This window comes from Agromyces cerinus (genome assembly GCF_016907835.1).
GTDB lineage: Bacteria > Actinomycetota > Actinomycetes > Actinomycetales > Microbacteriaceae > Agromyces > Agromyces nitratus.
The window spans coordinates 792338-808573 of record NZ_JAFBCT010000001.1; the positions used below are offsets into that span (position 1 = coordinate 792338).

A 16236-nucleotide genomic window follows, 5' to 3' on the forward strand; every position below is an offset into this window, starting at 1 on the left:
AGCCCGATCCGATATCCGGACGTCGCCTCGCGTACGGTCATGACCCGCCGTGCGTGGTGGCTCGTCGTGCTCAACTTCCTGATCCCGGGCGCCCCGCAGGCGCTCGCCGGCAGCCGGAAGCTCGGCCGGTTCGGCCTCGGAGCGACGCTCGTGCTGTGGACCTTGGCGATCCTCGCCCTCGTCGTCTGGCTGCTGTGGCCTGCGACGCTCTACACGGTCTTCTCGACGTCGATCACGCTCTCGATCGTCGCGCTCGTGCTCGCCTTCTACGCGGTGCTCTGGGTGATCCTGACCCTCGACACGCTTCGACTCGTTCGACTCGTCAAGACGGCGCCGTCGGCCAGGGTGTGGGTCGCGGGCCTCACCACCCTCGTGATGGTCTTCATCTCGGGCGCCGCCGCGTACGGCGCCTACTTCGCCACGACGACGAGTGGCTTCCTCGCGTCGGTGTTCCCCACCGGGCCGAGCGAACCACCCGTCGACGGTCGGTACAACATCCTGCTGCTCGGCGGTGACTCCGGCCCCGATCGCGAGGGCATGCGGCCCGACAGCATGACCGTCGTCTCGATCGATGCCGAGACCGGTCAAGCGGTCACGATCGGCCTGCCGCGCGACCTCGAGTACGTGCCGTTCCCCGAGGACTCGCCGCTCGCGGCCGTCTACCCCGAGGGCTACGGTGCGATCGACGGCTGCGAGGTCGACGTCTGCCAGCTCAACTCGATCTACACCGAGGTCGAGCTGAAGAGTCCCGAGATGTACCCGAACGCCGTCGACGAGGGCAGCGAGCCCGGCATCGAGGGCGTCAGGGATGCCGCAGAGGGCATCACCGGCCTCGAGATCCAGTACTACGCCCTCATCGACATGCAGGGCTTCCAGCAACTCATCGATGCGCTCGGAGGGGTCGAGATCGACGTCGACGTGCGCATCCCGATCGGCGGCGACGAGAACAACGAGGGCGTCGACGGCTGGATCGAGCCGGGGCTCCAGCACCTCGACGGCTACCACGCGCTCTGGTACGGCCGTGCACGCTACGGCACCGCCGGCGGCGACTACGAGCGGATGGCACGTCAGCGCGTGCTGCAGGAGGCGGTGCTGCACCAGTTCACGCCGACGAACGTGCTCGCCAAGTTCCAGGAGGTCGCCTCCGCCGGCGCCGACACCGTGAAGACCGACATCCCGCAGTCGATGCTCGGCTACTTCGTGAACCTCTCGATGAAGACGAAGGAGCTGCCGATCACCTCGGTCGAGCTCGTGCCGGCGAACGGCGTCGACCCCACCGATCCCGACTGGGACTACATCAGCTCGCTCATCGACGAGGCGCTGGCGCCACCGGCGACGGACGCGCCGACGGAGGAGTGAACCAGGCGCCGAGCGGATGCCGCGGCATCCGCTCGATCGTCTGAGGCTCGGATCGCTCCGGCTGCCAGGGCTTCGACTCAGAGGTCGGCGTGCAGCTGCCAGACGCGCTCGGCGGAGTCGCGCCAGCTGAAGGCGTGCGCGCGATCGCTGGCCGTCACGGAGAGGCGCTCCACGAGGGCCGGGGACTCGACCACGGTGCTGATCGCCGCCGCGAGCCGCTCGGTGTAGCCGCCGCCGATGCCGATCGGCACCACCAGGCCGCCCTCGGCCGCCACTTCGACGTAGGCGGGAGTATCGGAATGGATCACGGGCAGCCCGAACGAGAACGCCTCGATGAGCGAGGTGCCCGATCCCTCGTCATGGCTCGGCGCGACGAACGCGGTCGCACCTGCCAGGATCACGGACAGGTCGGCGGCGTCGGTGGTGTCGATCGCGTGCACGCGACGCGGGTCGACGCCTGCCTCTTCGGCGACGGTGGCGAGATGCAACTCGCCCCACGTCGACGGGCCGATGACGACGAGGTCGATGTCGGGCACTCCGGGCCGGCCGAGCGCACCGAGCAGGTCGAGCACGCCCTTGCGTGGTTCGAGCGTGCCCGTCGCCACGAGGTACGCCGGCGGCAGCCCGAGCCGTGCCGCGCGGGCGGCAGCGTCGGCGGCGTCGGCCGGAACGACCAGGCCCGGTCGCGGAGCCGTGCCGATGACGCGCACGCGGTCGCCGAAGTCGGCCACGTTCGCAAGCCGCTCCGCGAGGGCGTGCGTCGGCACCACCACCGCATCGGCGTGCTTGCGCGCACGCTTCAGCATGCCCTTGTGCCACGCGACCGACGCGGTCGTGAGCGACTCGGGATGGGTCCACGCGAGCAGGTCGTGCACGGTGACGACGACCTGGTCGCCGGAGACGGTGCGGTCGTGCCGACGGAGCGGGGCGAAGAGCCCGGGGGCGTGGATCATGCCCCCGCCGGGCGAGGTCGTCAGGCCGAGCTGCCAGGCCGCAGCGAGCTCACGGCGGGCGAGCGTCGTCTTGTAGAGTCCGGCGAGGCCGGGGAGCTCCGATTCGAGGCGCTCGTAATCGGCAGGGGCCGATGAGGAGACGACTCCCTCGACCTCGCAGCCGGCAGGCGCGGCCTGGATCAGCGCGCGCGTGAGGGCCTCGCTGTAGGCGCCGAGGGGGCCGGGGACCGGCGCGATGACCTGATCGACGATCATGCGGAGGGTCGTGGGCATGGGGCTCCTTCGTGCGTTCGGTGCGCGGGCACCTCGACCAATCTAGCGTCGCCTACCTTGGAATCAGCGGGAATCCAGCGCCTGTGGAGGGAACGGGCCGCGCGACAGGGCAAGATGGAGTGTTCCCCGTCCTCGAGCCCGAAGAGTCCATGAGTTCGTCAGCAGCAAGCCCTCGCGTGATCGCGGTCGTCGTCGCCTACAACCGGCGCGATCTTCTCGTCGAGGTGCTCGGGGCACTCGCCGCCCAGCGGCATCCGCTCGCTCGTGTCGTCGTCGTCGACAACGCGTCGACGGATGATTCGGCCGAGGTCGCGCTCGCTGCCGGAAGCCTCGTCGACCTCGTGTCGCTTCCGCGCAACACGGGCGGCGCAGGCGGGTTCGCCGCCGGGATGGCGGTCGCGCTCGACCGCCACGAGCCCGACTGGCTCTGGCTCATGGACGACGACACCGTGCCGACCCCCGATGCGCTCGCCGCCCTGCTCGCCGCGGTCGACGGCACCGATGTCGTCGCCGCCGGTTCCCGGGTGATCTGGACCGACGGCTCCGAGCATCCGATGAACACCCCCAGGGCGAAGCCGTTCGTCTCGAAGGCCGAACGCATCGCCGCGGCCCGTCGCGGTTCCGTCGCCATCCGCAGCACCTCGTTCGTCTCCATGCTCGTTCGCGCCGACGTCGTGCGCGAGGTCGGACTGCCGATCGCCGACTACTTCATCTGGAACGACGACTTCGAGTACTCGACGCGGGTGCTGCGCGGTCGCCGTGGCCTGCACGTCCCGGCATCCGTCGTCGTGCACAAGACGAAGGTGCTCGGCTCGACCGATGCCGACCCGGGGCCGCGCTTCTACTACGAGGTGCGCAACAAGCTGTGGATGTTCCGTCGTTCGCAGAGCCTGTCGGCGTTCGAGAAGCTGCTCTACGGGGCATCCAGCGTGCGACGGTGGATCAGGACGTTCGTCCGCTCGTCCGATCGCGCGGTGCTCCGCGACGGCTGGCGGCGCGGCTACCGCGACGGCACGCGCACCCGACCGCGGCCGAATCCGATGTCACTCGACGGACTCGGCGAGGCGAGCGAGTCGATCGCTCGTGTGGAGCCGGCATGAGCGAGCAGTTCTCGCTGCTGATGCCCGTGTATCGCGGTGACGATCCCGCGCATTTCGCGAAGGCGTTCTCGTCGAGCGTGGGGGAGCAGACGCTTCGACCCGCCCAGGTCGTGCTCGTCCAGGACGGCCCGGTCGGGGACGACCTCGCGGCGGCCATCGACCGCGTGGTCGAGGCCAGTCCGGTGCCGGTGACGCGGCATCGGATCGACGAGAACGTCGGCCTCGCGCGCGCGCTCGACATCGGGCTCGCCCTCGCGGAGCACGAGATCATCGCCCGCATGGACGCCGACGACATCTCACTGCCGGAGCGATTCGCGCGGCAACTGCCGGTCGTCGAAGCCGGCGTCGACCTCGTCGGCACCGGCATGTTCGAGTTCCTCGACGACGGCGGCGCGATCGTCGCCCGTCGAGTTCCGCGCACCGGGCACGACGAGATCTCGCGGTATGCGAGGTTCCACGATCCGTTCAGCCACCCGACGGTGATGTACCGGCGCAGCGCCGTGCAGCGCGCGGGCGGGTACCAGCCGCTCGGCCTCATGGAGGACTACTGGCTGTTCGCCCGCATGATCGACGCGGGCGCCTCCGTCGAGAACATCCCCGAGCCGCTCGTGATGTACCGGGTCGGCGCCGGGGCGTACGCGCGCCGCGGCGGGCGTGCGCAGTGGCAGAGCGAGCTCGCGCTGCAGCGCGCGCTGCGGCGCATCGGGTTCACCAGCAGGTGGGAGTACGCGCGGAACGTGAGCATCCGAGGCGTCTATCGCTTCGTGCCCGAAGGGGTCCGGAAGGTGGCGTATCGGCGGCTGATCGCGGGGGACCGCACGGGCTGATTCCCCTCGAGACCGTCCCGCTCGAATCGGTGTCGGGCGGTGCGGCATCCGTGACAGACGGCTGATCACCTTCTACCATGGAGCAGGTTGCGCCCGATTCCCTACGCGGTCGCGGCGATTCGGGGGGATCGAAGTGAACGGTATGCGTCGTCTCATGGGAGGGCTGCTCGCAGCCGTGCTCGTCATCGGTGGTGTGGGGCTCACGGAGACGGTCGGGCAGGTGCCCGCCGCGAACGCGGCCAACGGGAGTGATTTCAATCCCGGCATGATCATCACGGACGCGGTCTTCTACGACAGCGGCACCATGACGGTCGCGCAGATCCAGTCCTTCCTGAACGCACGAGTGCCGACGTGCCGCAGTGGGTACGTGTGCCTGAAGAGCTACCGCCAGACGACGACCTCGCAGCCCGCCCGCAGCGAGGGCTGCTCGGCGTATTCCGGTCAGACGAGCGAGACGGCTGCGACGATCATCTACAAGGTCGCCCGCGCATGCGGGATCAATCCCCGCACGCTCCTGGTGCTCCTCGAGAAGGAGCAGGCTCTCGTCTCGGACACTTGGCCGTCGTCGCGCCAGTACCGATCGGCGACCGGCTACGGATGCCCTGACACCGCCGACTGCGATGCGAACTACTACGGGTTCTTCAATCAGGTGTACCACGCGTCGTGGCAGTTCAAGAAGTATCGTGCGCGCCCCGCCGATCGCGCCTACCAGGCCGGGCGGACCAACACGATCCTCTGGCACCCGAACGCGGCGTGCGGCTCCTCGAAGGTCTACATCCAGAACCAGGCCACGGCAGGGCTCTACCTCTACACCCCCTATCGGCCGAACGCAGCGGCACTCGCGAACCTCTACGGAACGGGCGACGGTTGCTCGAGCTACGGGAACCGGAACTTCTGGCGCATCTTCACGGACTGGTTCGGATCGACCGGTGCGTATGCGGTCGATCCGCATCTCTCGGCATTGTTCACCTCGACGGGCGGGTCGGTCGGGACGCTCGGCAACGCCACCGACACCCCGGTGAAGTACGCAGATGGCGGAGTCGGCCAGGAGTTCCAACGTGGTTGGGCGTACTGGCACACCTCGACCGGGGCGTATCGAACCGCCGCAACCATCGGGCGCTCCTACATCGCCCTCAAGGGCCCGACCGGGGTGCTGGGGTATCCGACGACGAACCCGAAGGCGGAGCCGAACTCCGGATCCAGCCAGAAGTTCCAACGGGGCTGGCTCTACTGGTCCAGTGCGACGAGCATCCACATCGTCTCCGGGCCCATCGGCAACTCGTACGCCACGCTGAAGGGACCGTCCGGCGTGCTCGGGTACCCCCTGGCAGCAGCGGTGGCCGGACCCGACGGCGGATCGGGGCAGCGATTCCAAGGCGGCTGGCTCTACTCGTCGCCGACGACGAGCATCCACCGCGTCTCAGGTGCGATCGCGACCGCGTATCAGGCGGCGAAGGGCCCCTCGGGTCCGCTCGGCTACCCGATCGCCGCACAGAAGACCGAGGCGAACGGGTGGGTCAGCCAGGCGTTCCAGAAGGGCGTCTTCTACAGCTCGAGCGCCACCGGCGCGCGATACGTGCTCACCGCCATGCAGAGCGGCTACCTGGCAGAGGGCGGCGTCGCCGGCTCCCTCGGTGGGCCGGTGGAGTCGACGAAGGCGTACGGCGCCGGATTCGGCCAGAAGTTCCAGAAGGGCTGGCTGTACTGGTCGCAGGCGACGGGCTTCGATCGCTCGTGGGGCGCCATCGGCAACTCCTATGCCGCGCTCAAGGGTCCTTCGGGGGTGCTCGGGTTCCCACTCGGGCCCCCGAAGTACACGAGCACATGGTCGACGCAGGCGTTCGAGAAGGGCACCCTGTATTCCTCGACGACCGGCGGCATCCACTACCTGCTCTCCGCGATGGACAAGGCGTACACGGCTGCGGGCGGCGTCGCCGGCCCGTTCGGCGTGCCTGCCGACAGCACCAAGTCGTACGCCGATGGCGGTCAGGGGCAGCGGTTCAGCAAGGCGTGGCTCTACTGGTCGGCCGCGACGGGGCTCGACAGCACGGTCGGCCGTCTCGGGTCGTCCCATGCGGCGCTCGGCGGTGGCGGAGGGGTGCTCGGCTACCCCGTGGCCGCACAGAAGTCCGAACCCGGTGGCGCGCTCAGCCAGCAGTTCACCGGTGGTGGGCTGTACTGGTCGCCGACGCGGGGCATCCACTACGTCGCGAAGTCGCTGAATGTGGAGTACCAGAGGCTCGGCGGCGTCGGTGGGACGCTCGGACACCCGATCGACAGTACGAAGACCTACAAGAACGGGGTCGGTCAGCGGTTCGAGAAGGGCTGGCTGTTCTGGTCGGCGAAGGGCGGCTTCGTCATCACCACCGGAACGATCGCCTCGTCGTACATCACGCTCGGGGGACCCGACGGCGTCCTCGGGTACCCGGTCGCCGCCCGCACGTCCCAGGCGCGGGGCGGCTACGCCCAGGAGTTCGCGAACGGTTGGCTGACCTGGTCGTCCGCCACCGGGGTCGACCGCGTCGCGCGCCCGATCGGCGAGCACTACTTCACGAAGGAAGGGGGGCCGGGCGGATCGCTCGGCTATCCGGTGGGGAGCACGGTGACCAAGTCCGGCGGCGTGCTCGAGCAGCAGTTCGAGCGTGGGCGCCTTCGGTGGACCTCCGCCGGCGGGACCGTGCGCTACTGATCGGGCGCCGCGCACGAACTAGGATGTGCTGAGTGTCCAGACCGCGCATCCTCTGCATCTCCTTCTCGCATTTCCTCGCCGACTCCAGGGTGCTGCGACAGCTGAAGGTCCTGGAACGCTTCGGCGACGTCACCACAGTGGGATACGGCGCAGCACCGGAAGGCGTCGCCGAGCATCTCGAGATCGACGCCTCGCTGCCGTCCCTTCCGCAGACCGTCGGCGGCGTGGCGAAGCTGGCGGTGCGGGCCTACCGGTCGGTCGAGTTCGACGCTCCGGCCGTCCGCCGCGCGAAGGAGCTCATCGGCGACCGTTCATTCGACCTCGTCGTCGCCAACGAGGCGCGCGCACTGCCGCTCGCACACCACGTGGCCGCCGGGGCACCGGTCTGGGGCGACATGCACGAATGGGCGCCGCAGGAACGCACGCACGTGCTGTCCTGGAGACTGCTCGTCGCACCGTTCATGACCTGGGTGTGCCGCGAGTACCTGCCGCGCACTGCGGCCGTCTCGACCATCAACGGTTCGATCGCCGAGCTGTACGAGCGGGAGTTCGGGGTGCGATCCCGAATCGTGCGCAACGCGATCGATCTTCAGCCGCTCGCGCCGTCCCCGCTCGCGCCCGATCGGATCCGGCTGGTGCACAGCGGGGGAGCGGTGCCCGGTCGCAGCATCGAGACGCTCATCGAGGCGACCAAACAGCTCGACGAGCGGTTCACGCTCGACCTCTACCTCGTGAAGGCGCGCGGTGCCGATGCCTATTGGCAGAGCCTTGTCGACAGCGCGGCCGCAAGTGATCGCATCACGGTGCACGACCCGGTCGCGCCTGCTGAGCTGCCGAGCGTCCTGAACGCATTCGACGTCGGCGTGTTCGTCCTGCCTCCGCGCACGATGAACCATCGGCTCATGCTGCCCAACAAGTTCTTCGACATGGTGCAGGCGAGGCTCGCACTGGTCTTCAGCACGGCGGTGGAGACCGACGCGCTGATCGAGCGCTTCGACCTCGGCCGGATCTCGCCCGGGTTCGGGGTCGCCGAACTCGTCGAGGCGCTGTCGACGCTCACGCACGACGACGTCGCGCGTTTCAAGGCGAACGCCGATATCGCGGCCGCGACGCTGAACTCGGCAGAGGACGAGCGGGTCGAGGCCGAGATCATCACGTCGCTGCTCGCCCGCTGATCAGGGGATCGGTCGTGCTCCTGCACGGTCGAGCAATCGCGGGTAGAGGTCCGCGAGGGTGCGGTATCCGAGCTCGGCGTCGTGCGTGCGGGCGATCCATGCCGCCCCCGACGTGGAGACGGGATGGCGCAGCGCGACCAGTGCAGCGTCGGTGACGGCATCGGGGCGTCCCCATGCATCCGCTCCGCCGCCGATCGGAGGGGCGTCGGGGTAGTACCCGGGAACAAGCGGCGCGACGACCGGAACACCGGTGCCGATCGCCTCGAGTTCGCTTGAGGAGAGGATGCCCGCGCTCTGACCGACCACCACGCTCGATTCCGCCATGTAGCGCACATACGCGTCGTAAGGCATGCGCGGGACGAGCTCGACGCCTGCGGAACGGGCGGCGTCGGCGCCCGGTCCCCAGTCGAGGCCGGTGACTGCAACCGCGGCATCCGTCTCGGTCACGAGGCGACGCGCGATCGCGAGCTGCGCCTCGAGGCCCTTGACGTCCTCCCATCGAGAGGCGAAGAACACCCTGGGTTCAGGGCGATCGGGGTGCACCGGCAGGGAGCCGAGATCGATCGGAACCGGGAAGTACACGGCATCCGGCCGATGCGGCAGCACATGCTCTGCGAGGTCGGGTGTCGAGTAAAGTACGGCCGCTGCGCTGCGGACGCCCCACAGCACCGAGTCGCGCCAGGCGGGCTCGTACTGCAGGGTGCGGATGTCGGTTCCGTGCAAGTGGAGCACGAAGCGCTTCGGAACGAGTCGCGTGTGCTTCAGCATTGCGCCCGAGTGCACGTGCAACAGGTCGACCCCGGCCGCGCGACGGGCGAGGCCGGCGACCCAGGCCGCGCCGCGGCCGGCGAATCGCGCCCGCCCCGAGATCCCGGTCCATGAGGGATCTGCGACGGCACGCGGGTAGAACGACCATGGCTCGCCGTGCCGTGCCGCGACCTTCAGCAGACGATGCGCGGTGAACGCGGCATCATTCACATGGAGGACACGGACACGGTCCGGCGAACCCGACACGATCAGGCGCGCCCGATGACCCGGTAGACGACGTCGCCCCAGACGTCGGGCGAGCTCACGCGGCGACCATCGATGAACGCCCGGACGCCGGGAAGGTCGGCCGGGCCGAGGTCGCGGTACTCGGCGTGGTCGGCCTGGACGATCGCGGCGTCGACGGTTTCGCCCAGGTGATACGGGGTGAAGCCGTAGCCCGCGAGCTCCTCATCGGTGTACAGCGGATCATGCACGAGCACGTGGGCGCCGCGCGCCTTCAGTGAGGCGACGGTGTCGAAGACACCGGAGAAGGCGGTCTCCTTGACGCCACCGCGATAGGCGGCGCCGAGCACGACGACACGGGCGCCCGCGAGGTCGCCGAACGCGCCCTCGAGCATGCCGACCGCGTAGTCGGGCATGGCCAGGTTGGCCTCGCGTGCAGCGCGGACGACGGTCGCGTCGGGGTCGTTCCACAGGTAGAGGCGGGGGTAGACGGGGATGCAGTGTCCGCCGACCGCGATGCCGGGCTGGTGGATGTGGCTGTACGGCTGGGAGTTCGACGCGTCGATGACCTTGTAGATGTCGATGCCGCTCTTCTGCGCGAACCGGGCGAACTGGTTCGCGAGTCCGATGTTCACATCGCGGTACGTCGTCTCGGCGAGCTTCGCGAGCTCGGATGCCTCGGCCGAACCGAGATCCCAGACGCCGTTGGGTCGGGGCAGATCGGGGCGCTCGTCGAAGTCGAGAACCGCCTCGTAGAAGTCGACCGCCGCGGCAGCGCCCGCCTCCGAGAGGCCGCCGACGAGCTTCGGGTACTTGCGCAGGTCGGCGAACACCCGGCCGGTGAGGACCCGCTCGGGCGAGAAGACGAGGTGGAAGTCCTCACCCTCCGTGAGGCCCGAGGTCTCCTCGAGCAGCGGCTTCCACCGGTCGCGCGTGGTTCCGACGGGCAGCGTCGTCTCGTAGGCGACCAGCGTTCCGGCCGTCAGGTGCTCGCCGAGCGAGCGCGTGGCGGCGTCCATCCATCCGAAGTCCGGGCGTGCCTCGGCGTCGACGAAGAGCGGGACGACGAGCACGACGGCGTCGGCGCCGGGGACGGCGTCGGCGTAGTCGGTGGTCGCACGCAGACGGCCCGCCGGCACGAGCTCCGAGAGGCGGTCTTGCAGCTCCGCCTCGCCCGGGAACGGCTCGACGGCGGCATTCACGAGTTCGACGGTGCGCGGGTTGACGTCGACGCCGACGACGTCGTGACCCTTCGAGGCGAACTGCACCGCGAGCGGGAGTCCGATCTTGCCGAGTGCGATGACGGCGATCTTCACAGTTGTGCTCTCTTCTCTTTCAGCGGTGCCGGCGTCAGCAGCCGGTCACCTCGTACAGTTTCGCGTCCCCGCGCGATGCGAGCAACGTCAGGGCGGTGGCATCCTGCAGATCGGTGAGGCCGGGGTACAACTCGGTGCGGGCGTCGACCTGGAAAACGAAGCGGTCGCCGAAGTCGAGCACGTAGTCGACCCCGAACTCGGCTGCGGCGCTGCAGGCTGCTGCAGTGCCGTCGCCGAGTCCCTCGGCGATGTCCCAGTATCCCTCCGGGTATCGGCCGCCGAGGTGCGGGAACAGGGCCGCCCGATCGGCGTACGCGTAGACGAGGGAGCTGCCGTTCCACGGGTTGCCGGCGATCACCGCGTCCTCGGGCGTGAGCTCCGCGACCTCTGCGAACACGGCGGCCTCGTCGGGACTCAGCACGGGGCTGCCCGCCTCGAAGCGATAGGCATCGGCGAGATGGCCCCGCGTGCGCTGGACGCCGCCGAACTGGGTGCCGACGACCGCCACGATCAGCACCAGTGCGATCGCGCCGGAGACGGCCGTGCGCAGCAGTGCCGGGGAGGAATCGGCCGGCACCAGCGCACGGATGCCTCGAGCCGTCCACTCGATGAGCATCACGAGCCCGATCGTGGCGAGCGCGACGGCGGTGACCGGCAGTACCGCGGCGAGCCGGAACGCGTCGTTGTACCAGAGGCCGGTGATGGCTGTGCGCAACGGTCCCACCGGGGCACCGTTCGCGACGGCGAAGAACAGCACGCTCAGGCCGTAGGCGATGACGAGCCAGATCGGCGTGCGCCGCAGGAACACACCGGCGACGCCCACCATGACCAGGAGCGTGACGACCACGCCGATGGTGATGTTGATCGGCCCGTTGGTCAACGCCTCGAGGATCGCGACGACGAAGGTCCGATTCGGGATCCATCCGTTGTCGGTCGTTCCGAAGCGGGTCCACAGGACCAGCTCGATGGCGAACACCGCCACCGCACCGGTGATGGCGGCCGCCCGGGCGCGCGTGCTGCGAGCGCTGCGGACGAATCGGATCGTTCGCTCGACGACGAGCGGAGCGCTCAGAACGAAGAGACTGAAGAGGGCGTTCGGGTGGGCGAGCGACATTCCGCCGATGGACAGGAGCGCGGCAGCCCACCATCCGAACCGCGTCAGGTCGCCGGCATCGGCGGGAGAGCTCGCGTCACCGGTGCGGTGGGTGGCTCGAAGGGCGAGGACGACGGCGCCGAGGGCGATCGGCAGGAGCGCGATCGCGAGGATGTTCGGGTAGAGCACGCCGAACCAGAGGAGTGTCGCAGGGAAGGCGGCGAAGGCCGCGCTGAGCGCACCGCCGATGGCGAGCGTCAACGGTGCGGCGCCGAAGATCGCGCGGACGAGGAACACGGCGGCGACCGGCCACAGGATGCAGGCCATCACGACTGCCATCGCATTGGCGGCGACGACGATCTCCGAACCCGTGAGCTGGACGATGAGCGTCGTGAAGGCGTGCCACACGGTCGGGTAGAACCCGCTGCTCGATCCGGGCGTCGTCATGACGAGATGGAGCGGTGACGCATCGTCCTGGTTCAGGATCCAGCGCACGGCGTTGAGGTGGAACACGCCGTCGTAGGTCTGCGACGGATGGTCGGGGGCCCCGATGCCGAGGACCACGTTGCGTCCGATCAGCACGGCGCCGACGACGATGCCCGACAGGCCGCCGAGGAGGGATCGTCCCCATTCGCCGGATCGTCGACCGCGGCGCACCGTGAAGCGACGCAGGGCCAGGCCGATGACCGCCGTGATGATCGCGGCCCCCACCGGTACGCCGAGGTTCCAGCCCAGCCCGACGACGGGAGCGGCGATGCTCGATGCCGCGACGATCGCAACCGAGCCGCCGGCGGCGAGGCCGAGGAAGCCGACCCCGCGGGCCCCGATCGCTGCAGCGAACGGGGCGCCGAGGCCGAACAGGAGCAGCGTCGCGACGGTGAGCGCGGGAAGGGCGTCGAACCAGGTCATCGGGTGCGGAGGGATGCGCGGGTCATGCGTCGTCGTCGCCCGAGACGAGCGTGCCGGTGCCGGCGAGGAACGGACGTAGACGGTTCTCGAACATCGACAGCGCCGAGCCGATCGCCATGTGCATGTCGAGGTACTTGTAGGTGCCGAGGCGTCCGCCGAACAGCACGTTCTGTTCCCGTTTGGCGTCCTGGCGGTAGGCGAGCAGGCGCTCGCGGTCGCCGGCGGTGTTCACGGGGTAGTACGGCTCGTCGCCCGACTCCGCGAACCGGGAGAACTCGCGCATGATGACCGTGCGGTCCGTGGGGTAGTCGCGCTCGGGGTGGAAATGACGGAACTCGTGGATCCGCGTGAACGGCACGTCGGCGTCGGGGTAGTTCATCACGCTCGTGCCCTGGAAGTCGCCGATCTCGAGCACTTCGCGCTCGAAGTCGAGCGTGCGCCAGGAGAGGTGCCCCTCGGAGAAGTCGAAGTAGCGGTCGACGGGTCCGGTGTAGACGATCGGCACTTGTCCGACGGTCTTCGCCTTCGAGAACGGCTGGCTCTCGTCGAAGAAGTCGGTGTCGAGCCGCACCTCGATGTTCGGGTGATCGGCCATGCGCTCGAGCCATGCGGTGTAACCGTCGACGGGCAGGCCCTCATGGGTGTCGTTGAAGTAGCGGTTGTCGTAGGTGTATCGCACCGGAAGCCGGGAGATCACCTCGGCGGGCAGGTCGTTCGGGTCGGTCTGCCATTGCTTCGCCGTGTAGTGCTTGATGAACGCCTCGTACAGCGGTCGGCCGATGAGCTGGATGCCCTTGTCATTGAGGTTCTGCGGGTCGGTTCCCGCGAGCTCGCCGGCCTGCTCCCGGATGAGTTCGCGGGCCGCATCGGGGCCGTACGCCGAACGGAAGAACTGGTTGATCGTGCCGAGGTTGATCGGCATCGGGTACACCTCGCCGTTGTGGCGCGTGTAGACCCGGTGCACGTAGTCGGTGAACTTCGTGAAGCGGTTCACGTACTCCCACACCCGCTCGTTCGACGTGTGGAACAGGTGCGCGCCGTAGCGGTGCACCTCGATGCCAGTCTCGACGTCGTCCTCGCTGTAGGCGTTGCCGCCGAGGTGCGAGCGACGATCGATCACCGTGACCTTCAGATCGAGTTCGCGGGCGGCGCGCTCCGCGATCGTGAGTCCGAAGAATCCGGATCCGACGACGAGCAGGTCGGTGTTCATGAATGGTTCCTCTCAGGGCGACAGTCAAGGGTAACCGACTGCCACCGGGGTATCGGTGAGGGGCGGTCAGCCACGACCGGCTGCACGGGCGAAGGCGCGATCGTACGCACCGAGGCGCTCGGAGTCGTGGAATCGAAGCCCGAGCGTTGCCGCGATGTCCTCCGCGCTCAGTCCGCGGGTGCGTTCGAACACGACGGCGACGGCGTCGGCGTAGGCCTCCGGGTTCGCCTCGGCGACGAGCTCGCCGATCGAGGGGGCGACGAACTCGACGTGTCCGCCGGTCGCCCCGACGACGACGGGACGTCCGTGGGCGATCGCCTCCGCGATGGCGACCCCGAAGGTCTCACCCTCGGTGGGCAGTACGAAGACGTCCGATGCGATGAGATGGGCGCCGACCTCGTCGGGTCGTTGCGCCCCGACGAAATCGACGCGGTCATCGACGCCGAGGTCGGTGGCGAGCGTGACGGCCTCAGCGAGGAGCGGCCCGCCGCCCACCCAGGTGAGGTGCGCGTCACGGCCACGCGAATGCAGCTCCGCGAGCATTCGGACGGCGAGGAGCGGCCGCTTGCCCTCGGTCAGGCCACCCACGGCGACGAGACGGAGCCGCCCGTCGCCGGAACGCTTCGGGGGGACGGGCGTCGGAGCGTCGACGGCGTTCGGAACGGTCATGATCGGCCCGCGGCGTCCGAGTCGTCGGATGAGCTCACCGAGGTGGTCGCTGACGGCGATGACGACCCCGGGCCGGTTGAGCAGGGCTCGACGGATCGCGCGGGTCCGACGCGCGGCGGCGCCGCCGCCGAACGAGGCCCCGATCGCGGAAGAGTGCTCCGTGTGCACCCAAGGGGTCCGACCGACTCCGGCGAGTGCCACCGGCCAGAGGGAAGTCGCCGCGTGGGAGTTCAGGGCGTCGGCGTCGTTCAACAGGCTGCGAAGTCGGCGTCCTGCCCTCCACCATTGACGCGGGTCCGACGGGGCCATGGGGATGCGCACCACGCGCACTCCGTTGCGTTCGACGACGGTCGGACCGCCATCGGAGTGCGCAGGTGCCACGAGATGGGCGACGGTGACCTGATGCCCACCACGAAGCATCCGCACATCGCGTTCGACGAAGGCGCCGGCGTACGGGGTCGCGTCATTCGGATACCACGGAGTGACGACGAGGACCCTCACGCTCCGCTCGCCTCCATGACCGCGGCCGAGGCTTTCGCACCGACGGCGCGGAGCGAGGCGTTCGCCTCGACCCAGCCTGCGCGTTCGGCACGCAGGGAGTCGGTCTCGCCCGATTTCCAGCTGTCGATCGCGTCGATCATCGCTTCCGCGATGTCCGCCGCGCGATAGTCGACAGCGCGCCCGAGTCCGTTGTCGCGAACCAGCGCGGCACCGCTGCCGGTGCCGGCGAAGATCACGGGAGTACCGCACGCCGCAGCCGCGTAGGTCTTCGTCGGGCGGGCGAAGTCGTATCCGATGCCGGGGACGATGCTGACGAGCGACGCTGCCGCGCCACGGATCCACTCGGCGGCCTCGTTCGGCGCGACCACGCCGCCGAGCAGCACGTGACCCGGGGCGAGACGTTCCGCCGCTTCGCGGATGACCGGTTCGGAGACGCCTTGACCGAAGAACCGGAGCATCGCGTCGGGGTGGCGTTCGAGCACCGCGGGCATCGCCTCGACGAAGCGCTCAGCACCCTGCCATTCCGACATCGTGCCCGTGTAGACGAGGTAGGGGACGTCGGACTGCCTGGCCGGCCCGTCGGGCGAGAACATCGTCGTGTCGACGCCGTTGCCCACGGTCGCGATCGTCGCGCGGTCGACGCCGAACGTCTCGAGCCGGTCGCTGACCTCGTCGGAGACGGACAGGACGCAGGCCGCATGCCGCATCACGTGACCCTCGAGTGCCCGCATCGTCGTGATGACGATGCGGGGTGCGCCCATGGCGATCACGCCGTCGGTCCAGATGTCGGCTGCGTAGTACGCGTACGGTTTGCGGCGCAACCGGCTGATCACCGAGACGACGAGGCCGGTCGTGGGAGGCGCCTCGGCGACCGCGAGGTCGTAGCCCGCGAAGAGCATCCGGAAGAACAGCGGGATGTCGAAGCTGAGGTACTGCAGGTAGCCGCGGACGTTCCCGCCCCGATCGCGGAGCACCGGGAATCTCGAGATGGTCATCCCGGCCTCGGCGACGGCGAGGTCGGGAGCCGACGGCGGCGTGGTCGTCGTGAGCACCCGGACGCGGCATCCGAGCCGGAGGAATCCCTGGGCGAGTGCGCGCAGGCGGAACGCGCCGGCGCTCACCTCGGGGGCGAACAGCCGTGACGCGATGAGGACACGACGGGCTTCGGCCAT

At 69.2% G+C, this 16236-nt stretch carries 12 protein-coding genes; 5 read left to right on the forward strand and 7 right to left on the reverse strand.

Features of this window, described 5'->3' with window-relative positions; translation table 11 throughout:
- Positions 1-39 precede the first annotated feature (39 nt).
- Complete coding sequence (locus JOE59_RS03605) at positions 40-1359, forward strand: LCP family protein (RefSeq protein WP_239560089.1); 1320 nt, start codon at positions 40-42, stop codon at positions 1357-1359.
- Positions 1360-1436: 77 nt separating this feature from the next.
- Here the strand turns inward: JOE59_RS03605 and JOE59_RS03610 are convergent, their stop codons facing one another.
- Positions 1437-2585, reverse strand: coding sequence for a glycosyltransferase family 4 protein (locus tag JOE59_RS03610; protein ID WP_204458969.1), 1149 nt, complete (start codon positions 2583-2585; stop codon positions 1437-1439).
- Positions 2586-2734: 149 nt separating this feature from the next.
- On the opposite strand from JOE59_RS03610, the gene JOE59_RS03615 reads away from it, so the two are divergent.
- The 4 genes from JOE59_RS03615 (at position 2735) to JOE59_RS03630 (ending at position 8376) form a co-directional block, all read left to right on the forward strand.
- A complete protein-coding gene (locus JOE59_RS03615) occupies positions 2735-3685 on the forward strand; it encodes a glycosyltransferase (protein ID WP_204458970.1) in 951 nt (316 codons plus the stop codon).
- Positions 3682-4512 carry a glycosyltransferase gene (locus JOE59_RS03620; RefSeq protein ID WP_204458971.1) on the forward strand — a complete coding sequence of 277 codons (831 nt, stop codon included), beginning with the start codon at positions 3682-3684 and terminating at the stop codon, positions 4510-4512. The genes JOE59_RS03615 and JOE59_RS03620 overlap by 4 nt, the downstream gene beginning before the upstream one ends.
- Before the next feature lie 154 nt (positions 4513-4666).
- Complete coding sequence (locus JOE59_RS03625; RefSeq protein WP_204458972.1) at positions 4667-7201, forward strand: LGFP repeat-containing protein; 2535 nt, start codon at positions 4667-4669, stop codon at positions 7199-7201.
- 32 nt (positions 7202-7233) lie between these two features.
- Entirely contained in the window at positions 7234-8376 is a 1143-nt protein-coding gene (locus JOE59_RS03630) for a glycosyltransferase (RefSeq protein WP_204458973.1), read from the forward strand.
- On the opposite strand, the gene JOE59_RS03635 is transcribed toward JOE59_RS03630, so the two are convergent.
- The 6 genes from JOE59_RS03635 to JOE59_RS03660 all read right to left on the reverse strand — a co-directional run bounded on the left by JOE59_RS03635 (position 8377) and on the right by JOE59_RS03660 (position 16236).
- Entirely contained in the window at positions 8377-9354 is a 978-nt protein-coding gene (locus JOE59_RS03635) for a glycosyltransferase family protein (RefSeq protein ID WP_204458974.1), read from the reverse strand.
- Positions 9355-9392: 38 nt separating this feature from the next.
- A complete protein-coding gene (locus tag JOE59_RS03640) occupies positions 9393-10682 on the reverse strand; it encodes a nucleotide sugar dehydrogenase (RefSeq protein WP_204458975.1) in 1290 nt (429 codons plus the stop codon).
- 34 nt (positions 10683-10716) lie between these two features.
- The gene (locus tag JOE59_RS03645; protein WP_204458976.1) at positions 10717-12684 is read right to left on the reverse strand and encodes a DUF6541 family protein; all 1968 of its coding nucleotides are present in this window, start codon (positions 12682-12684) and stop codon (positions 10717-10719) included.
- A 22-nt stretch (positions 12685-12706) separates the two neighbouring features.
- Positions 12707-13894, reverse strand: a complete 1188-nt coding sequence (gene glf, locus JOE59_RS03650; protein ID WP_204458977.1) for a UDP-galactopyranose mutase — start codon at positions 13892-13894, stop codon at positions 12707-12709.
- A 66-nt stretch (positions 13895-13960) separates the two neighbouring features.
- Positions 13961-15064: a glycosyltransferase gene (locus JOE59_RS03655; RefSeq protein ID WP_204458978.1), complete on the reverse strand. Its 1104-nt coding sequence runs from the start codon at positions 15062-15064 to the stop codon at positions 13961-13963.
- Positions 15061-16236, reverse strand: a complete 1176-nt coding sequence (locus JOE59_RS03660; protein ID WP_204458979.1) for a glycosyltransferase family 4 protein — start codon at positions 16234-16236, stop codon at positions 15061-15063. Before JOE59_RS03660 ends, JOE59_RS03655 begins: the two co-directional genes overlap by 4 nt.